This window comes from Pacificibacter maritimus, from assembly GCF_003814915.1.
GTDB lineage: Bacteria > Pseudomonadota > Alphaproteobacteria > Rhodobacterales > Rhodobacteraceae > Celeribacter > Celeribacter maritimus.
In genome coordinates this window covers 850,946-869,542 of record NZ_RKQK01000001.1, presented here as the reverse complement: position 1 = coordinate 869,542, position 18,597 = coordinate 850,946, and the positions used below count along the sequence as shown (strand labels likewise).

18 protein-coding genes are annotated in these 18,597 nt (G+C 50.8%); 11 read left to right on the top strand and 7 right to left on the bottom strand.

The features are described from left to right. Window positions 1-16: 16 nt before the first annotated feature. The 5 genes from EDD53_RS04025 to EDD53_RS04005 form a co-directional block, all read right to left on the bottom strand. Window positions 17-631, bottom strand: coding sequence for a YitT family protein (locus EDD53_RS04025; RefSeq protein WP_123791888.1), 615 nt, complete (start codon window positions 629-631; stop codon window positions 17-19). A gap of 18 nt (window positions 632-649) precedes the next feature. Next, window positions 650-1,273 (bottom strand): YitT family protein, encoded by a 624-nt coding sequence (locus tag EDD53_RS04020; RefSeq protein ID WP_123791887.1) that lies wholly within the window; start codon window positions 1,271-1,273, stop codon window positions 650-652. 127 nt (window positions 1,274-1,400) lie between these two features. Further along, window positions 1,401-1,964, bottom strand: a complete 564-nt coding sequence (locus EDD53_RS04015; RefSeq protein WP_123791886.1) for a hypothetical protein — start codon at window positions 1,962-1,964, stop codon at window positions 1,401-1,403. 181 nt (window positions 1,965-2,145) lie between these two features. After that, on the bottom strand, window positions 2,146-2,652 hold the full coding sequence (locus tag EDD53_RS04010; RefSeq protein ID WP_123791885.1) for a HupE/UreJ family protein: 507 nt from the start codon (window positions 2,650-2,652) through the stop codon (window positions 2,146-2,148). 156 nt (window positions 2,653-2,808) lie between these two features. Then, the gene (locus EDD53_RS04005; protein WP_123791884.1) at window positions 2,809-4,023 is read right to left on the bottom strand and encodes an NADP-dependent isocitrate dehydrogenase; all 1,215 of its coding nucleotides are present in this window, start codon (window positions 4,021-4,023) and stop codon (window positions 2,809-2,811) included. Between the two features lie 362 nt (window positions 4,024-4,385). Here EDD53_RS04005 and rplM point away from each other — a divergent pair, with 362 nt between their 5' ends. From rplM to EDD53_RS03990, 3 genes are all read left to right on the top strand, one after another. Beyond that, window positions 4,386-4,850 carry a 50S ribosomal protein L13 gene (rplM, locus tag EDD53_RS04000; RefSeq protein WP_123791883.1) on the top strand — a complete coding sequence of 155 codons (465 nt, stop codon included), beginning with the start codon at window positions 4,386-4,388 and terminating at the stop codon, window positions 4,848-4,850. A gap of 2 nt (window positions 4,851-4,852) precedes the next feature. Continuing rightward, complete coding sequence (rpsI, locus tag EDD53_RS03995; RefSeq protein WP_123791882.1) at window positions 4,853-5,335, top strand: 30S ribosomal protein S9; 483 nt, start codon at window positions 4,853-4,855, stop codon at window positions 5,333-5,335. Window positions 5,336-5,527: 192 nt separating this feature from the next. Then, complete coding sequence (locus EDD53_RS03990; RefSeq protein WP_246002196.1) at window positions 5,528-6,871, top strand: cytochrome-c peroxidase; 1,344 nt, start codon at window positions 5,528-5,530, stop codon at window positions 6,869-6,871. On the opposite strand, the gene EDD53_RS03985 is transcribed toward EDD53_RS03990, so the two are convergent. Together EDD53_RS03985 and EDD53_RS03980 are read right to left on the bottom strand one after the other, a co-directional pair. Beyond that, complete coding sequence (locus tag EDD53_RS03985) at window positions 6,872-8,356, bottom strand: CRTAC1 family protein (RefSeq protein WP_123791881.1); 1,485 nt, start codon at window positions 8,354-8,356, stop codon at window positions 6,872-6,874. Further along, a complete protein-coding gene (locus EDD53_RS03980; protein ID WP_246002194.1) occupies window positions 8,353-9,552 on the bottom strand; it encodes an ROK family protein in 1,200 nt (399 codons plus the stop codon). The genes EDD53_RS03985 and EDD53_RS03980 overlap by 4 nt, the downstream gene beginning before the upstream one ends. Before the next feature lie 280 nt (window positions 9,553-9,832). On the opposite strand from EDD53_RS03980, the gene xylF reads away from it, so the two are divergent. The 8 genes from xylF (at window position 9,833) to EDD53_RS15040 (ending at window position 18,571) form a co-directional block, all read left to right on the top strand. Next, on the top strand, window positions 9,833-10,855 hold the full coding sequence (gene xylF, locus EDD53_RS03975; RefSeq protein ID WP_123791880.1) for a D-xylose ABC transporter substrate-binding protein: 1,023 nt from the start codon (window positions 9,833-9,835) through the stop codon (window positions 10,853-10,855). Window positions 10,856-11,009: 154 nt separating this feature from the next. Then, window positions 11,010-12,305: a sugar ABC transporter permease gene (locus EDD53_RS03970; RefSeq protein WP_246002193.1), complete on the top strand. Its 1,296-nt coding sequence runs from the start codon at window positions 11,010-11,012 to the stop codon at window positions 12,303-12,305. Next, window positions 12,302-13,051, top strand: coding sequence for an ATP-binding cassette domain-containing protein (locus tag EDD53_RS03965; protein WP_123791879.1), 750 nt, complete (start codon window positions 12,302-12,304; stop codon window positions 13,049-13,051). The genes EDD53_RS03970 and EDD53_RS03965 overlap by 4 nt, the downstream gene beginning before the upstream one ends. Then, window positions 13,048-14,487 carry a xylulokinase gene (xylB, locus tag EDD53_RS03960; protein ID WP_123791878.1) on the top strand — a complete coding sequence of 480 codons (1,440 nt, stop codon included), beginning with the start codon at window positions 13,048-13,050 and terminating at the stop codon, window positions 14,485-14,487. Before EDD53_RS03965 ends, xylB begins: the two co-directional genes overlap by 4 nt. 1 nt (window position 14,488) lies before the next feature. Beyond that, window positions 14,489-15,790, top strand: a complete 1,302-nt coding sequence (gene xylA / locus EDD53_RS03955) for a xylose isomerase (protein ID WP_123791877.1) — start codon at window positions 14,489-14,491, stop codon at window positions 15,788-15,790. Between the two features lie 261 nt (window positions 15,791-16,051). Further along, window positions 16,052-17,467 carry a cytochrome ubiquinol oxidase subunit I gene (locus EDD53_RS03950; protein ID WP_123792389.1) on the top strand — a complete coding sequence of 472 codons (1,416 nt, stop codon included), beginning with the start codon at window positions 16,052-16,054 and terminating at the stop codon, window positions 17,465-17,467. After that, window positions 17,460-18,461: a cytochrome d ubiquinol oxidase subunit II gene (cydB, locus tag EDD53_RS03945; protein ID WP_123791876.1), complete on the top strand. Its 1,002-nt coding sequence runs from the start codon at window positions 17,460-17,462 to the stop codon at window positions 18,459-18,461. The genes EDD53_RS03950 and cydB overlap by 8 nt, the downstream gene beginning before the upstream one ends. Further along, the gene (locus EDD53_RS15040) at window positions 18,461-18,571 is read left to right on the top strand and encodes a DUF2474 family protein (RefSeq protein WP_123791875.1); all 111 of its coding nucleotides are present in this window, start codon (window positions 18,461-18,463) and stop codon (window positions 18,569-18,571) included. The genes cydB and EDD53_RS15040 overlap by 1 nt, the downstream gene beginning before the upstream one ends. The last annotated feature ends 26 nt before the right edge of the window (window positions 18,572-18,597 follow it).

The following is an 18,597-nucleotide window of genomic DNA, read 5'->3' as shown; positions in this document are numbered from 1 at the left end:
GGGCTTTGAGCATATTTTATGTGGCGATATATCTGTCGCGGCGGTGATTGATTGCGATTACAAGATTGGCGACAACAGCGCCCAAAAGTGAATAGGCCACCAAATCAAGCGGTAAAACGAAGGCTGCGACAGTGAACAAACAGGCATCAAAGCCTAGCTGCACATAGCCCGCTTTGAACCCAAATGCGTCTTGAATATAAAGTGCCATAATTCCGATGCCGCCCAGTGATCCCCCATGACGAATGATGGCCATCAGGCCTGATGCCGTCATAAAACCGATCATGATTGCGCCGAAGGTTGGATTGAGTGTGGCAAAGGAAATCAGGCTTGGGAACACTTCGGTAAAGATGGAAATCAGTCCAACGCAGACGAATGTTTTGATGACAAACTTGATGCCCATACGTTTGTATCCAAACCAGTAAAATGGCAAGTTGACCGCGAAAAAGACCCAGCCAAAGGGCAGGTCTAATAGATATGATATCAACAGGCCCAGACCCGCAGTTTGTCCTGTGATGAACCCTAAATCTTTGAGCATCATCAAGGCAAAGGCGCAAATCGCCGTGCCATAAACAAAGGCTTGGGCATCTTCGAACAGTGTATGTTTCGTTGCGGCGGTGGTCGACTTAATCATGTCTCAGCTCGTTTTCAGTTAACTGGCGATGTAGATATCGCGGCGGTGATTGAAGGCGATGACCGCATTCAAAATCAAAGCGCCAAACAACGAATAAAGTACCACATGCGCGTCAAACAGAAAAAATGCAACAGCGAACAAGATCGCATCAAAGGCGATCTGCACATATCCAGCTCGAATGCCGAAGTGATCTTGCGCAATAAGTGCTAAAACCCCAAGGCCGCCAAGCGATGATTTATGGCGGAAAACGCCCAATAAACCAAAGCCTGTAAGCACACCAAAAGCGATCGTTCCAAAGAAAGGATCAAGCGTCTTAAACTGCATCAAAGGTGGAATATAGGCCATCAGAATGGACAAAGCTGTCACGGAAATCACTGATTTTAATGTGAATTCTGTGCCGATACGATAGTAAGCGAGAATATAAAAAGGGATATTGATCAGCCAAAATATCCACGAAAAACTAAGGCCCGTCAGGTAGGAAATAACCAAAGCCAGTCCCGCGGTTTGCCCTGTGATAAACCCAAGTTGTGCGAGAAAGCTTAAACCGATGGCCGAGGTCACAAGCCCAATGGCAAGTCCTTGGATATCCTCAAGCGAGGTGTGTTTGGGCGGATTACTAGGAATAGGATAGGGTGCTGGCATGAGTTTATTATAGGGCAGTCATATTGACCTGTCTATATTGATCCCCAAATGCGGGCGATAAAAAGAGCGGTTGTGATCCGTTTTAGATCATCCGCTCAAAGGTTAGGCTTTTGCCTCCGGTTTCAGGTCATTCTACCCAAATGCGCTGTGCTTGAAACAGCATGAGTGTTTGTGCCATTTCAGGTGACGGGCCACTCGTGGCCGTTTGCGGATGCGCTTGTGCATTCAGGCGCTCCATTTTCGACAGTTGTTCACTTAAAAACTCTGTCGGATCCCCAAAGCGCTGCGATGTTTGAACCTGTTCTTTAAGGCCCGCAATCACATCGGTTCGCGCGGTTGGATCATATGAGGGGTCAAATTCATACCCCGCATCATTTAAGGATTGCATCATATGCGATCGCCATTTTTCTCCTCGGGTTTCTAAGCCTAGGATGAAACCCACATCATCAAAACCGCTGTCGCGCAGCTCTTTGGCCATCGCATCGACGTCGCGTGGAGAAATATTGGTGAGATCATATTTTTGGAAAATCGCATTGGATGCTGAGGTCTTGTCAGCTTTGCCTGTCGTCACATCGACAGGTGGTGCCGAGCGCGTGGCACTTGCATTTTCAGCTGGACCTGCATCATGGCGCGGGGATGCGCGGTATGATGCGGACTGTGCAGCCTCAGAATAGGCATTGGATATTTGCATTGCGGGAAACCTTCTGTTTTCCGTTGGTGTGGGAAACAGTTAGGGCTTGAGGCTTTAAAACCAAGCTAACAGATAAAATTGCAACTAAATTCTATGGCGAAACGAAGGCGACAAAGATCAAGAATTTTATGAAAATTTGACAGTTTTGCCGCCCTAGCCAATGGAGTGCAGCCCATCTCCCTTATGATAAGAGCAAAGACAGTCCCAAAGCTGCGGATACCCCGCCCAGAATGCGCGGTGTGACGCGATGCAAGTGCTGCATCGATCCTGCCATGAGCAAGCCAAGCCCATGAAGCACAGCTGTAACCGAAATAAAGCCGATGCCAAAAGCCAAGGGTGTCGCGGTCCCCATTTCGCCGCCATGGGCGTAACCATGAAAAAGGCCAAAACCAGCGGTGAAGGCGACTGCGACAGGCAGGGGCGGCGTGAGCGCCAGCAAAACAAAAAGCCCCACAATAATGCTGGAGGCCACAATCACAGGTTCGATCAAAGGCAGAGGTAGCGCTGCACGCGCCATGACAAATCCCAATGCCATTGCAGTGACAAATCCCACGGGCAGGAAAACCTTGCCACGCCCGCCCATTTGCATGGCCCAAACGCCGACCACGACCATGGCTAGGATGTGATCAAACCCGTAAATCGGATGAAGTGCGCCAGATACAAATGAGTTGAATTGTGATGTGATCATGATTGTCTCTTTCTAAGATAAACATGGCGCCCCGATATGGGTCGCGCCTATGATCGGCTTTATGTTTTTTAAGGGTGAAGTGCAACTTAGGCGCATTGAAAAAGGCCACAGTTTTCACCATGGCCTTTGAAACAAAATATATGATGATGTGATGGTTTAAGCAGCCAAGGCCGCGTTTAGGTTTTCTTCGATCTTTTCCAAGAACCCCATCGTGGTCAGCCATTTTTGGTCTGGCCCCACTAGCAAAGCAAGGTCTTTGGTCATAAAGCCGCTTTCCACCGTATCGACGATGACTTTTTCCAATGTTGTGGCGAAATTCATCAACTCAGCATTGTCATCTAATTTTGCGCGGTGCTTTAGCCCGCCTGTCCAAGCAAAGATCGATGCGATGGAATTGGTCGATGTTGCTTCACCTTTTTGGTGCTGGCGGTAGTGACGTGTCACGGTGCCGTGGGCGGCTTCTGCTTCGACGATCTTACCATCTGGGGTCATCAATTGTGATGTCATCAATCCAAGTGAGCCAAAACCTTGGGCGACTGTATCAGACTGCACATCGCCATCATAGTTTTTACAGGCCCAAACGAATTTACCGTTCCACTTCATACAGCAGGCGACCATGTCATCAATCAAACGGTGTTCGTACCAAATGCCTTTTTCTTTGAATTTATCAGCAAATTCAGCTTGGTAAATTTCTTCGAACAGGTCTTTGAACCGTCCGTCATAGGCTTTTAGGATTGTGTTTTTCGTAGACAGGTAAACAGGCCAGCCGATGTTAAGCCCGTAATTCAAGGACGCGCGCGCAAAATCACGGATGCTTTCATCTAGGTTGTACATGGCTTGATAGACGCCAGCTGAAGGCGCGTCATAGACTTCGCGTTCGATCACCGTACCATCTTCGCCTTCAAATTTCATGGTCAGCTTGCCTGCGCCAGGAAATTGAAAATCGGTGGCTTTATATTGGTCGCCAAAGGCATGACGCCCGATCACGATAGGGTCGGACCAACCAGGCACAAGGCGGGGTACGTTTTGGCAGATGATCGGCTGGCGAAACACAACGCCGCCCAAGATGTTGCGGATCGTGCCGTTTGGCGATTTCCACATCTTTTTCAGGCCAAATTCTTTCACGCGATCTTCATCAGGAGTGATGGTCGCACATTTTACAGCCACGCCGACTTCTTTTGTCTTCATCGCCGCATCAATGGTGACTTGATCGTCAGTGCGATCGCGTTCTTCCATTCCAAGGTCGTAGTATAAGAGTTCTAGATCGAGATAGGGCAGGATCAGCTTATCTTTGATAAACTGCCAAATAATGCGTGTCATTTCATCGCCGTCCATCTCAACGATGGGATTGTCTACCTTGATCTTTTTCATCAACAGGCTCCTGATGGGTCGGTTGTTTCACTGGCTTTGGTTTAGCGAAGTTTGATCTGAAAGTGAAGGTGAACCCGTCTTTGTAATTCCCCTGCTTTCAATTTGTGATGCTTGCTGTGTTTTTAAGCGATTTCCTCTAGGATGCATATAAAATCACGCGGGGCGGGGCGGGGTGTTTAACGCGCTGGTAGGATATTACGCGGTTTCTGCCCTGACTCGCGTGGTTTTGTGTGGGGTAAAATAATACCTATTTCATAAGTTACTGTTTTGTATGTATAAAATAGATTTTTGGTAGCTTGACTGTGTCTCATAAACCTATAGAACACCCCAATCTGAATTCTCGACCTTTTAAGGGTAGCCTAATGAAAACTTTCTCTATTACGCCTGCGGACGTAGACAAGAAATGGATCATCATCGACGCTGAAGGCGTTGTTCTTGGTCGTCTTGCTTCTATCGTCGCTATGCGTCTTCGTGGCAAGCACAAGCCATCTTTCACACCGTCCATGGACATGGGTGATAACGTTATTATCGTGAACGCTGACAAAATCCAGCTCACAGGTAAAAAACGCACCGACAAATTGTTCTACTGGCACACTGGTCACCCAGGTGGCATCAAACAGCGTTCCATGGAGCAAATCCTTGAAGGCAAACACCCAGAGCGCGTTGTGACCAAAGCGGTTCAGCGTATGCTTCCAGGCGGCAAATTGTCCCGTCAGCAAATGACAAACCTGCGCGTATACGCGGGCACAGAGCACCCACACGAAGCTCAGAACCCCGAAGTTCTAGATGTTAAGTCTATGAACAAGAAAAACACTCGGAGCGTATAATCATGACTGATGAAATCAAATCATTGGAAGAATTGAACGCTGTTGGCGTTGAAACTGTTGCTGAAGTTGCAGCACCTCGTGAACCTGTACGTGACGCGCTTGGTCGTGCTTACGCGACTGGTAAACGTAAAGACGCTGTTGCACGTGTTTGGATCAAACCAGGCTCAGGCAAAGTTGTCGTAAACGGCAAAGACCAAGACGCATACTTCGCGCGTCCAGTTTTGCAAATGATCCTGCGTCAGCCATTCTCTGTTGCTGGTGTTGAAGGTGAATTCGACGTTTACGCAACTGTCAAAGGCGGCGGTCTGTCAGGTCAAGCTGGTGCGGTTAAGCACGGTATTTCAAAAGCACTTCAACTCTACACACCTGAGTTGCGCGGTGCTTTGAAAGCAGCTGGTTTCCTTACACGCGATTCACGTGTTGTTGAGCGTAAAAAGTTCGGTCGCCGCAAAGCGCGTCGTTCTTTCCAGTTCTCAAAACGCTAATTTCGATCGCCAAAGTCTTTGGACATTGGATATATACTTTCAAAGGGCTGCCTCAGGGCGGCCCTTTTTCGTTCTATGCTCATCGCGAAGGGGGCATTCTGGTCGGTCTCATGACGTTTTTCTTTGCGATGAGAGTGGCAAGCTCATAGTGTTTCTTAAAACCCTAAACAGTGTTGGCGGACTAAGCTTGGTATGACTTCGATTTTCAAAACCGCCCTCATGCATGCCGTTTTGCTTGGCAGTGTCACAAGCATGCCTGTCGAGGCGCAAACCTTGCCCGCAGCAATCACCGATGATTTATACCGCGCTGTGCACCTCCATGAAGCCGAGTTGGGCCAGTTGTTATTTTACGATCCCATTTTGTCCGGCAATATGACCACGGCCTGCGTGTCTTGCCACCACCCAAAACTTGGCACATCTGATGGGGTGTCTTTGTCTTTTGGTGACGGCGGTATCGGCATGGGGACAAAGCGGCAGGCCGATCCCCAGAACCTGCCTGAAGAGCGCATTCCACGAAATGCACCTGCTTTATTCAATTTGGGGGCTTTGGAATTTACATCCATGTTTCATGATGGCCGCCTAGAGGTCGCAGCAGATCATCCCAGCGGGATACGCACGCCTATGGGGGCAGATATCATTGATGGCTTTGCGTCTGTTTTATCCGCGCAAACCATGTTCCCCGTGCTTAGTCGTGATGAAATGGCGGGATCATTTCGCGAAAATGAAATTGGGCGTTTGGTGCGCCAAGGTATCATTTCAGGCGAAGGTGGCGCGTGGCATGTGCTCGCGCGCCGTGTGGCTGAAATTCCCGGATATGCCGATGCTTTCGTGCAGGTCTATCCACATATAAACTCGGCCGATGATATTGGATTTACCGATATTTCAAATGCGCTTGCCGCTTTCATGGAATTCGAATGGCGGTCTGATACTGCACCTTTCGATGCCGTTTTGCGCGGTGATTTGACACTGCAAGGAGATGAGAAAGCTGGGTTGGATTTGTTCTACGGCAAAGCCAATTGCGCTGATTGTCATGCGGGTCCGTTTCTGACGGATCACCAGTTTCATGTGATGGCCGCCCCGCAAATTGGACCAGGAAAATCGGAACCCTTTGAAACTCATAATCGCGATGATGGCCGTTTTCGCGTCACTGGAATTGAAAGCGACCGCTATGCGTTTCGCACACCTTCGTTGCGCAATGTGGCATTGACGGGCCCATATGGTCATGCGGGGGCACATCGCGATTTGGCGCATTTTGTGGCTGACCACGCTGATCCTGCTGCGCGCCTTGCCAGCTATGACCGCAGCCAAGCGGTTTTACCTGCATTTGATGGGCATGATTTCAATATTATGGATGCGCAAGATCAACGCGATGCCATCGCCGCCGCTGTAACGGCTGAGCCTGTCGCGCTTGCAGATCACGAGGTGGCGCAAATCGTCGCCTTTTTGCAGCTTTTGACCGACCCGATCAGCAAGGCGGGGCGTTTGGGGTCGCCTGAAACTGTCCCCAGCGGCTTGCCCGTGCCTCTTGTCGACTGACTAGGGCTTCGTGATCTTTACGTTACTGTTTGCCTGAAAATCAGCCTGCGTTCTGCTGCCATCTGGCCAATCGACAAAGACCTTTGCCTGCGTGCTGTCGCCCAAGCCAAAGTGGCGTGCAAGCAATTGTCCACCTGCGTGACCGCCGCCAATCGTGTGCTGTATCGTTTGTATGTGGTGATCGGTTTTTACGGTGATCACGGCGCCAATTGCATTGCGGTTGGGCCCTGATTGCTGCAGGTCAACGGTGATCCAATTGCCCATATTTTCGCTGGTGTTGCGGTAAATTTCTAGTGGTGCGCGTCGGTTGGACACGATGACATCCAACAAACCGTCCAGATCAAAATCCACCAAAGCGGCCCCACGAGAGCGTTCAGTTGTGGCTAAGCCAGCTTTTGCCGCGGCCTCATGAAAGACCCCATCTGCATGTTGCATCAATAGGTTGTTCGGGTCTTTCATGGCCATACTTGGCATTTGATCCACATTGCCTTTTGCGATGAAAAGATCGGGTAGGGCGTCATTGTTCATATCGCCAAATTCCGCGTGCCAGCCTGTGGATGGGCGACCATCGTCGCCGAGATGGGGGCGTTGCGCATAAGTGCCGATATCATAGTTTGCGGCGCGATATGTTCCATCCGCGCCAGCAAATTGCAGCACTTGATCGCCCATTGATGTCAGCATCACCTCGTCCAACCCATCCCCCGTCAGGTCGCGGCTTGCGATGCCCATGCCCCACAACGACACTTTGGGCCAACCGTCTTTTTCATTCAGAAAACGCTGTTCCTCTATGTCGAGCATTTGCTCAAACCCACCTTCGACATAGTAATGTCTGTCGTTCGAAATGCGCAGTGTTTTGCGCCCACGTGCATCTAGCGAGGCCAGCATAGATAGGGGGCAAAACGCAGGTTCTAAAGCGACGGCTTGATATCCTTCTGTCTTTGGCAACAGCAAGGTATTCGTGTCGCAGGCTTCAAAAGGCCCATCGGGATCCTTGCGGTCAACGTAATTGCCAATCGCCATGGTCGGACCTTCCGAGTCTGTGGCCCACCATGCCGTAAAGGCCGTGCTCCACGCGTCGTTCTCGGGCATACCAAAGTGATCTGTGGCTTCGGTGAATGTGCAGTTTCCTTGGCCTTTCAGGACCTTATTTGGCCCAACACGCAGCACAAAGAGATCGAGAATACCATCGGCATCAATGTCGATCGGATATGCGCCCGTGGCCCCTGTGATTTGCGGTACTTCCATATCGGTAAAGATGAATTGCCCGTCATTGCGTATCAGTTTCGCAGGGCGTTCGCCGCCGCTGGCGAAAATATCTGGCAAGGCATCATTGTTGCAATCCAAAACCGCCAAGCCACCGCCAACAAAATGCGTCCATCCGCCCGAATAGATGAGCTCTGGCAGGTTTTGAGAGAGGTCTTCAAACGTCGGATCGCACAGGGCAGGAGGCGCAACGAGGGCGATCAGAATGCTTAAGCGTTTCATGTGTGTTGGACCTCAAGTCCGCCCACGATGGTATCGGTGAGTGCGGATAGGCCAGCGGCCGCTGCGCCATGCGCCCAAATGTCATCATCCCAGCGGTGGATTTGCACATCACAAGGTGCGCGACCCTTTGAGAGCGTTAGGCTTTGCATATTTGCAAATACTTCTTCGGCGTAGAGCGAATGATATTGCACGCGTGCACCTGACAAAATGATGAGTGGCGGGTCAAAGATTTGGACCACATTGGACAGTCCCATTGATAGATATCGGCCTGCGCGTTTGAAGATTGATTCCGCAAGCTTGTGCCCAGCTTGCGCCTCAGTAAAGAGCATATCGAGCAGTTCTTCTTGGCTGCGGACATCTGTATGGCCCACGTCGAGCACTGTTTCAGCTTCGCGGGTGAGGGCATATTCGCCGATATAAGCTTCTAAACAGCCGCGCAATCCGCATTGGCACAGGGCGCCGTCAAGCTGAACTTTTGTATGCCCTAATTCAAGCCCCATCCCATGGCTGCCCCTATAAAGGCGATTGTTCATCACCATCCCCATGCCCACGCCCGTTTCGATGGTCACAACAGCAAAGTCCGTCTTGTCGCGCCCTGTTCCGAACCACAATTCAAACAAGGTCAGCATATTGGTGTCATTGTCCAAATAAAGCGGGGCATCAAAGTAGGCGGCAAATCCAGATCTGAGGTCAACATCCGTATCTGCAAGCAGCGACGTCCATTTTATTTGACCCGTTCCGTGGTCAACGATCCCAGGCATACCGAGACCTACAGCTTTGATATCACTTGGTTTCATCTTTGCCGCAGCCAGAAGGCGTTCGATCAGGGTTATGATCTCTATCAGCAATTGTTGTGGCGTTCTGCGCGTGTTTTGGGTGGGGATTGTCATAGTGGCTAAGATGTCGCCTGCGAAATCACATAAGACTGCGGTATGTTTTGTTGCCGTCAGTTTGATGCCGATAACATGAGCTGTTTCTGGCACGATTTCCAAAGCCACGCGGGGGCGTCCGCGCCCCAAGCCGCGTTCTGGTTCTGGATCGCGCTCTGTCTGGCTGACTTCGCGCAGTAAGCCTTCTGCTATGAGGTCTGCGGTCTGGGTGGTGGCGCTGCCTGCACTAATCTGCAAGGCGCGCGTGATGTCAGCGCGTGCCGTTGTTCCCGTTGCGCGAACAAATTGAAAAATCTGTTGTCGCAATGGTCTTGCGTTGACTGTGCTCCTATCCAACAGCGGGCCGCAGCCCATTGAAATGTTTTTAGATTCTTTATTTTTCAGCACCTAAATTTAATACCTTTTATTTCCGCATGGCCTGTATGAATTTAGGCATTTTCACGCTTGAATTCTGAGTAGATTGCCGCATTTTCTTTCTCATGTATATTTTTTATTTTGTAAAATGAAATAAATGAGGCAAGGTTGCTGCGAGTCACATGACTCGCTTTCTGTTGAGAAATAGAAAGCCACCTAAGGGAGGACTACAATGAATAAATATGTATTCGCTGCGGCTGTTGCCGCCGCGGGCTTTAGCTCCGCATCTTATGCAGATGATCTGACAGTCGGCGTGAGCTGGTCAAACTTTCAAGAGGAACGCTGGAAGACTGACGAAGCAGCAATTCGTGCAGCTTTGGACGCAGCTGGGGCGACTTACGTCTCTGCAGATGCGCAGTCTTCATCTGCAAAGCAATTGTCCGACGTAGAAAGCTTGATCGCGCAAGGCGTTGATTCAATTATTATTTTGGCGCAAGATAGTGCGGCAATCGGCCCAGCAGTGGAGGCAGCTGACGCCGAAGGCATTCCCGTAATCGCATATGATCGCCTGATCGAAGACAGCCGTGCGTTTTATCTGACCTTTGACAATGTCGAAGTGGGGCGCATGCAAGCGCGCGCTGTTTTTGCAGCACAGCCCACAGGAAATTACGTGATGATCAAAGGGTCGCCCACCGATCCAAATGCGGATTTCCTACGCGGTGGCCAACAAGAAATTATCCAAGCTGCGATTGATAGCGGCGACATTACGATCGTAGATGAAGCCTATACAGACGGCTGGTTGCCTGCAAATGCGCAGCGCAACATGGAACAAATCCTGACCGCAAACGATAATAACGTCGATGCCGTTGTCGCATCAAATGACGGGACAGCGGGCGGTGTTGTTGCTGCTTTGACGGCACAGGGTCTCGAAGGTCTTCCTGTGTCAGGTCAAGATGGTGATCACGCTGCTTTGAATCGTGTGGCGCTTGGTACGCAAACCGTTTCTGTGTGGAAAGACGCACGCGAACTCGGCCGTGTTGCAGGTGAAGTTGCTGTTGCCTTGGCTGGCGGCGACAACGCAATGGTCGAAGGCGCGTCTATGTGGACATCGCCCGCAGGCACTGAATTGAACTCTTTGTTCCTTGCGCCAATTCCTGTCACTGCCGACAATCTTTCTGTCGTGACAGATGCAGGTTGGATCACTGTTGAAGCCTTGTGCCAAGGTGTGACTGACGGCCCAGCACCTTGTAACTAAATCGCGTAAATCGACCGACTGTGTTGGTCTATTTCAATAGGGCCTCGTGAAAAGCGAGGCCCGCACATCCCAAATGTGATCTCGTTTTTTTGCGTCCAGATTAACTGGTGCAAAAAACATGCCTGATTACTGTGATTTTTGATGGAGGCAGACCGTGTCTGACCACAGCCCCACCACACCACACCCCAAACGTAGCCTTGCGCAGACCTTACAAGTGGATATGCGCCTGCTTGGGATGATTGGTTCGTTTTTCGCCGTATGTATCGTGTTTAACATATTGACAGACGGGCGTTTTTTGACACCGCGCAATATCTTTAACCTGACCATCCAAACCGTGTCGGTCGCCATCATGGCCACTGGAATGGTTTTTGTGATTGTCACCCGCCACATTGATTTGTCTGTTGGCGCACTCTTGGCCACATGTACCGCCGTCATGGCGATGACCCAAACACAGTGGTTGCCAAATATTGTTGGTTTGGAATTGGGGCATCCCTTGATCCCTTGGATTGCGATTGCTGCAGGGTTGATCACTGGCGCCGCAATCGGGGCTGGGCAGGGCTGGTTGATTGGATATCAAGGAATTCCCGCTTTTATCGTAACCCTTGGCGGCTTGCTGATTTGGCGCAATGTCGGTTGGTGGATGACAGATGGGGCGACCATCGGTCCACTTGATCAGACATACATTCTATTTGGCGGCATCGGCGGCACTTTGGGTGTCTTTTGGAGCTGGATCGTCGGGCTTGTGGCCAGCTTGGCTGCTGTGTTTGGCCTTTGGTCCGCACGCCGTAATAAGGTAGCACATGGATTTACAGTAAAACCGATTTGGGCTGAAGCTGTCGTAATGACCCTGACAGCAGGCGCAATCCTTGGTTTTGTTGCCATTCTTAACGCCTATTCCGTGCCATCGCGTGTCATCGCGCGCAATCCCGAGCTCTTTGGTTGCGCGACCGCAGAGGGGTGCACCGCCGCATATGGCTTGCCCTATTCCGTCCTTTTACTCAGTGTTGTTGCGATTGTGATGACTGTAATTGCGCGCCGTACGCGCCTTGGTCGATATATCTTTGCGACGGGCGGTAATCCTGATGCGGCGCAACTCTCTGGCATCAACACGCGTCTTTTAACTGTGAAAATCTTTGCGATGGTCGGTGTTCTTTCTGCTCTTGCTGGCATCGTTGCGTCAGCGCGTTTGGGCTATCACACCAATGATATCGGCACGCTTGACGAATTGCGGGTGATTGCGGCCGCAGTGATCGGCGGTACGGCATTGTCTGGCGGTATCGGTACAATCTACGGGGCCATCATAGGGGCCTTAATTATGCAGTCTTTGCAGTCAGGCATGGCGATGGTCGGGGTCGATGCGCCCTATCAAAACATCGTTGTGGGCGCCGTTCTTGTGCTCGCCGTCTGGATCGACATTCAATACCGTAAGCGCATGGGAGCAAAACTATGAGCACTCCACTGGTTGAAATGAAGAACGTCTCTATCGCTTTTGGCGGTGTGCGGGCGGTTGATGATGTAAGCATTGAATTGCACGCTGGCGAAGTCGTGGGGCTTTTGGGGCATAACGGTGCGGGTAAATCTACACTGATCAAAATGCTGTCAGGCGCCTATAAAATGGATGCAGGTGAAATCTGGATCGAAGGGACGCGCGCCACCATCAATTCGCCTGCGGACAGTCGTGATTACAACATTGAAACGATATATCAGACCCTTGCTTTGGCGGACAATCTTGATGCGGCGTCAAACCTGTTTTTGGGGCGTGAATTGACCACAAAGTTCGGTCTGCTTGATGATGGGAAAATGGAAGCAGAAACCCGCAAAATTATGGCGCGGCTCAATCCGAATTTCAAAAAGCTTAAAGAACCCGTGTCAGCTTTGTCAGGTGGTCAGCGCCAATCCGTTGCCATTGCGCGTGCTGTCTATTTCAACGCCAAAATTCTGATCATGGATGAACCGACTGCGGCCTTGGGGGTGCATGAAACGGCCATGGTCGCCGAATTGATCGGTGAGTTGAAAAAACAAGGTTTAGGGATCTTTCTCATCAGCCATGACACCCGTGAAATGATGGAATTATGCGACCGCGTGGCCGTGATGAAAAACGGTCAGATGATTGGGTCCGAGCGCGTTGAGGATGTGACCGAAGATGACATTCTATCGATGATTATCTTGGGTAAAAATCCAAAGGCTAAGACATGACTTATATTGGATTGGATCTTGGCACGTCGTCCTTAAAAGCGATTTTAATGGACGAGAACCAAAGTATTTTGGCCGAACACGCCGTACCGCTTACCGTGTCACGCGGTGCGGCGGGGTGGTCAGAGCAACACCCAAGCCAATGGGGCGATGCTTTGAATCTTGCCATGCAAGCGCTTCAAACAAAGGCAGATTTATCTTCTGTGCGCGGAATTGGTCTGTCGGGTCACATGCATGGGGCGACCTTGCTTGATGCCGATGATCAGGTTTTGCGGCCTTGTATTTTGTGGAATGACACCCGCGCCTCTGCCGAGGCTGCAAAACTGGATTCAGACCCTCAGTTTCGCGATCTTACGGGCAATATCGTCTTTGCGGGCTTTACGGCGCCAAAGCTCGTTTGGGTACAAAATAACGAGCCGGATATTTTTGCCAAAGTGGCAAAAGTTTTGTTGCCCAAAGACTATTTGCGACTGATCCTGACAGGGGATTATGTGGCGGAAATGTCTGACGCAGCTGGCACAAGCTGGCTGGATGTGGCCAAGCGTGATTGGTCTGATGATCTGCTGGCCGCCACGGGATTAACCCGCGAACAGATGCCGCGATTGGTTGAAGGATGCGCGGCTTCAGCTCAGCTGCGCGATGCACTTGCTCAAACTTGGGGATTGCCCAAAGGCGTGATCGTTGCGGGCGGGGGCGGTGATAACGCAGCCTCGGCAATCGGCGCGGGTGTGGTGAAAAAGGGCGATGCCTTTTTATCGCTGGGCACCTCTGGCGTTTTGTTTGCCGCATGTGATGCTTACCGTCCCGATGCGGCCAGTGCTGTTCATACATTTTGTCACGCTTTGCCTGACACGTGGCATCAGATGGGTGTGATTTTGGCCGCCACGGATGCTTTGCAATGGCTAAGTCAACTCACGGGCACGCCCGCTTCTGAGTTGACCGCTGATTTGGGGGATTTGCGCGCGCCAAGTCGTACGTTGTTTTTGCCCTACATCAGCGGTGAACGCACGCCCCATAATGACGCCAAAATTCGGGGGCAGTTTTTGCATCTCGACACATCCACTGACATCAAACAAGCCACGCGCGCTGTGCTTGAAGGCGTCGCCTTTGCCTTTGGTGATTGTCAGGCGGCTTTGCATTCCACTGGGACTGAAATTCAAAGCGCACTTGCGATCGGTGGGGGCGCAAAATCTGACTATTGGTTGCAAGTGATCGCCACCACTTTGGCACTGCCTTTGCAGGTGCCTAAAGACGGTGATTTTGGCGCAGCCCTTGGTGCTGCACGCCTTGGGATGATGGCTGTAACTGGGCGCACAATAGAGATTGCCACCATGCCTCCGATTTTGAAAACCATCCAACCCGATACGCAGTTGATGCCAGCTTTCCACGACACGCAGGCCCGTTACCGCGCCGCATATTCCGTACTAAAGGATCTTTAAGATGACCGATTTTTTCAAAGGCATTCCTGCCATTAAATACGAAGGCCCAGACAGCGATAACGAATTTGCCTTTCGCCATTACAATCCTGATGAAATGATCATGGGCAAACCCATGAAAGATCATTTGCGTTTCGCGGCGGCTTATTGGCATTCATTCGCATGGCCGGGCACAGACCCCTTTGGAGGGGAAACACTGGATCGACCATGGTTTGGCGACACATTGGATTTGGCCAAAATGAAAGCAGACGTGGCTTTCGACATGTTTAAAATTTTGGATGTGCCGTATTTTTGTTTTCACGATGCGGATATGCGCCCAGAAGGGGCGGATTTTGCAGAAAATACTAAAAACCTTGCGGTGATGGTCGATTACATCGCTGAGAAAATGGAAACCACAGGTGTAAAGCTGTTGTGGGGCACGGCCAATCTGTTTTCGCACAAACGGTTTATGTCAGGGGCTGCGACAAACCCTGATCCCGATGTCTTTGCCTTTTCTGCCGCGACGATCAAAACCTGCATGGATGCCACAATGAAATTGGGTGGTGAAAACTATGTGCTTTGGGGCGGTCGCGAAGGCTATGAGACCTTGCTCAATACCGATATGGGCCGTGAACGCCAACAAGCGGGCCGTATGTTGCAGATGGTCGTCGATTACAAACATAAGATGGGCTATAAAGGCACGATCTTGATCGAACCCAAGCCGCAAGAGCCAACAAAACATCAATATGATTACGATGTTGCGACTGTCTACGGATTTTTGAAAGACTTCGGTCTGGAAAACGAAGTAAAACTCAACATCGAACAGGGGCATGCGATTTTGGCGGGCCATTCATTTGAACATGAATTGGCCATGGCGCGCGAATTGGGCATTCTTGGATCGATTGATATGAACCGCAATGATTATCAATCGGGCTGGGATACGGATCAATTCCCGAACAATGTGCCTGAGATGGCTTTAGCCTATTACGAAGTTCTACGCGCAGGTGGTTTTAAAACCGGTGGCACAAACTTCGATTCAAAACTGCGCCGCCAATCTCTAGATGCAGAAGACCTAATTCTAGCCCATGTCGGTGGCATGGATGCCTGCGCGGCAGGATTGAAAGCTGCGGCGGCCATGCTGGAAGATGGCAAACTCGAAGCTGCCCGCGATGCGCGTTATGCAGGCTGGGACACGGATGCAGGCAAGGCCTTGATGAAAGATGATTTGACCACGGTGCACGACCGCGTTGTGGCGGAAAATATCAATCCTCAACCCAAATCTGGACGCCAAGAACGTCTGGAAAACTTGGTCAACAGATACCTGTAGATTGATCATGATACACTGCGCAGATTGTATGCGCGGTGTATCTGCATTGTAATCCCTTGAAAACGCTGGAAATCCGCAAGACGTGGCAATTTCAATGTGCAGTTTGGTCGCAGGGCCATGAATGTCGCATTGCATGTTTGCCCCCACGGTCTAGTTTTATCCGCACAAAGCAGCTTTTTGCCGATTTGGGTGAAAGGCTATTTGGGCCGCTCAGGGATGCGCGGCCGTGACAAACAAGGCCTATGGCCAAGGGATAATGCTATGTTCGACAGCTTTACCGCAGAAACATTGGCACGTATGCAATTTGCATTCACCGTGTCTTTTCACATTATTTTTCCCGCCTTTTCCATCGGATTGGCCAGCTATTTGGCGGTTTTAAACGCTTTATGGCTGCGCACGGGGCGGCAGACTTATCTGACCCTGTTTAACTACTGGAAAAAAATCTTTGCCGTGGCCTTCGGGATGGGGGTCGTCTCGGGCATTGTGATGTCCTATCAATTCGGCACAAACTGGTCGGTCTTCTCAGACAAAACCGGCCCCGTGCTCGGGCCCTTGATGGCCTATGAGGTGCTCTCGGCCTTCTTTTTAGAAGCAGGATTTTTGGGCATCATGCTGTTTGGCCGCAAACGTGTGGGGGACAAATTGCACATGTTCGCCACTGCAATGGTCGCTTTTGGCACTTTGATGTCCGCCACTTGGATTTTATCGGTCAATTCATGGATGCAGACACCAGCAGGTTACAGCATCAACGAACTTGGTCAATTCGTGCCTGAAGACTGGTTTAAAATCGTCTTCAATCCCTCTTTCCCATACCGCTTAGTGCATATGGTTTTGGCAGCTTATTTGACCACAGCCTTGGTGGTGGGCGCGACGGGCGCACTGCATTTGATGCGCGATTCCGCGGATAAGCCAGCACGCAAAATGTTTTCAATGGCCATGTGGATGTTGGTGGTTGTCGCCCCGATGCAGATTTTTATGGGCGATCTGCACGGGTTGAACACATTGGAACACCAGCCCGCTAAAGTCATGGCGATGGAAGGGCACTATGATAGCCACCCTGACGGCGCGCCCTTGATTTTGTTTGGTATTCCAAATCCAGATGAAAAGCGCATTGATTACGCGATCGAAATTCCCAAACTGTCGAGCTTGATCCTGAAACACGACCTAAACGCACCACTGGATGGATTGGATACGATTCCGCTTGAAGATCAACCGCCTGTTGAAATCGTGTTCTGGAGTTTCCGTGTTATGGTTGGACTTGGATTCGCGATGCTGGGGCTGGGCGCTTGGAGCTTGTTGTGGCGTATACGCGGGCGTTTGTATGACGGCATTTGGTTGCACCGCGCGTCATTTGTAATGGGCCCCATGGGCTTCGTGGCGGTGCTTGCTGGCTGGGTGACAACCGAAGTGGGGCGTCAGCCGTTTACGGTATACGGTTTGCTGCGCACCAGTGATAGCCTTGCGCCTGTCGATGCGCCTGCGGTCGCCGCATCTTTGATTGCCTTTATTGTGGTGTATTTCTTTGTCTTCGGGGCAGGGACTTTCTATCTGCTACGGATGATGAACATGCCTGCTGCGACACCGCATTTGGGCTTGAAAGACGGGCCAATCCGCACTGCGGGTATTTCCCAGCCGAAAACGCAAGACTTGGCAAAAAAGGAGCCGTCTGATGTTTGAACTTTCCTTTATTTGGGCTGGCGTGATTGCCTTTGCCGTCCTGACCTATGTGATCCTCGATGGATTTGATTTGGGGGTGGGCATCTTGTTTCGCACTGCCAAAACCGAACGTGAACGATCCACTATGATGAATTCGATTGCTCCGATATGGGATGGCAATGAAACATGGCTGGTGTTGGGCGGTGGTGGCCTTTTTGCGGTTTTTCCACTGGCTTATGCGGTCATCATGCCAGCGCTTTATATGCCGATTATTTTGATGCTCTTGGCCTTGATCTTTCGCGGCGTCGCTTTTGAATATCGTTGGCGCACGGAGCGTTGGAAACCTGTGTGGGATTGGGCGTTTTTCGGCGGGTCGGTGACTGCGGCTTTTATGCAAGGCATTGCTCTTGGGGCGCTTGTGCAGGGGATCGAGGTGACTGATCGCGCTTATTCTGGCGGTTGGTGGGATTGGCTCACAGGCTTTTCTATCCTCACAGGTGTTGCTGTCGTTGTCGGATATGCTCTGCTGGGAGCCACATGGATCATCTTGAAAACAGAGGATAAATTACAACAACGCATGCAAGGTTTTTCCGTCTGGCTGGGGATAGGGACTTTGGCATTCATCGCCTTGGTCAGTATTCTCACGCCGTTTCAAAACCCTGATTACTTTCAGCGGTGGTTTAACCTTCCTGGCAGCGCTTTGAGTATCGTCATGCCTTTGGCTGTAATTTCCTGTGCTTGGGCTTTGTTTTCTGGCTTGAAAGCTGGCAAAGACTTGCAACCCTTCTTGGCAGCTTTGATGTTGTTCGTGCTGTGCTTTATCGGCATTGGGATCAGTTTCTATCCAAATATTGTCCCGCCCAGCCTCACCATTGTCGAAGCCGCCGCCCCCGATGAAAGCTTGCTTTTTGCTCTCGTGGGTACAGTGGTTTTGGTGCCGATCATTCTTGCCTACACAGCCTATGCTTATTGGGTTTTTCGTGGCAAAATTGACCCTGACGAGGGCTACCACTGATGCGTTTTGCCAAGTTGAAAAAAGTCATCTGGTTCGTCGCCATCTGGGGGATCAGCGTCTTGATCTTGGGGCTGGTCGCATACGGAATTAGATCTGTCATCGGTGTTTGATTTTCGCGCGCCCTGCATAACCTAGG

What these genes read in the sequence shown, in the direction of transcription:
- EDD53_RS03965 (WP_123791879.1), top strand. Translation starts at nt 12,302, where the DNA reads ATGAGCACTCCACTGGTTGAAATGAAGAACGTCTCTATCGCTTTTGGC.
- EDD53_RS04020 (WP_123791887.1), bottom strand. Translation starts at nt 1,273, where the DNA reads ATGCCAGCACCCTATCCTATTCCTAGTAATCCGCCCAAACACACCTCG.
- EDD53_RS04015 (WP_123791886.1), bottom strand. Translation starts at nt 1,964, where the DNA reads ATGCAAATATCCAATGCCTATTCTGAGGCTGCACAGTCCGCATCATAC.
- xylF (WP_123791880.1), top strand. Translation starts at nt 9,833, where the DNA reads ATGAATAAATATGTATTCGCTGCGGCTGTTGCCGCCGCGGGCTTTAGC.
- EDD53_RS03985 (WP_123791881.1), bottom strand. Translation starts at nt 8,356, where the DNA reads ATGAAACGCTTAAGCATTCTGATCGCCCTCGTTGCGCCTCCTGCCCTG.
- xylA (WP_123791877.1), top strand. Translation starts at nt 14,489, where the DNA reads ATGACCGATTTTTTCAAAGGCATTCCTGCCATTAAATACGAAGGCCCA.
- rpsI (WP_123791882.1), top strand. Translation starts at nt 4,853, where the DNA reads ATGACTGATGAAATCAAATCATTGGAAGAATTGAACGCTGTTGGCGTT.
- EDD53_RS04010 (WP_123791885.1), bottom strand. Translation starts at nt 2,652, where the DNA reads ATGATCACATCACAATTCAACTCATTTGTATCTGGCGCACTTCATCCG.
- EDD53_RS04025 (WP_123791888.1), bottom strand. Translation starts at nt 631, where the DNA reads ATGATTAAGTCGACCACCGCCGCAACGAAACATACACTGTTCGAAGAT.
- EDD53_RS03990 (WP_246002196.1), top strand. Translation starts at nt 5,528, where the DNA reads ATGACTTCGATTTTCAAAACCGCCCTCATGCATGCCGTTTTGCTTGGC.
- rplM (WP_123791883.1), top strand. Translation starts at nt 4,386, where the DNA reads ATGAAAACTTTCTCTATTACGCCTGCGGACGTAGACAAGAAATGGATC.
- cydB (WP_123791876.1), top strand. Translation starts at nt 17,460, where the DNA reads ATGTTTGAACTTTCCTTTATTTGGGCTGGCGTGATTGCCTTTGCCGTC.
- xylB (WP_123791878.1), top strand. Translation starts at nt 13,048, where the DNA reads ATGACTTATATTGGATTGGATCTTGGCACGTCGTCCTTAAAAGCGATT.
- EDD53_RS04005 (WP_123791884.1), bottom strand. Translation starts at nt 4,023, where the DNA reads ATGAAAAAGATCAAGGTAGACAATCCCATCGTTGAGATGGACGGCGAT.
- EDD53_RS15040 (WP_123791875.1), top strand. Translation starts at nt 18,461, where the DNA reads ATGCGTTTTGCCAAGTTGAAAAAAGTCATCTGGTTCGTCGCCATCTGG.
- EDD53_RS03950 (WP_123792389.1), top strand. Translation starts at nt 16,052, where the DNA reads ATGTTCGACAGCTTTACCGCAGAAACATTGGCACGTATGCAATTTGCA.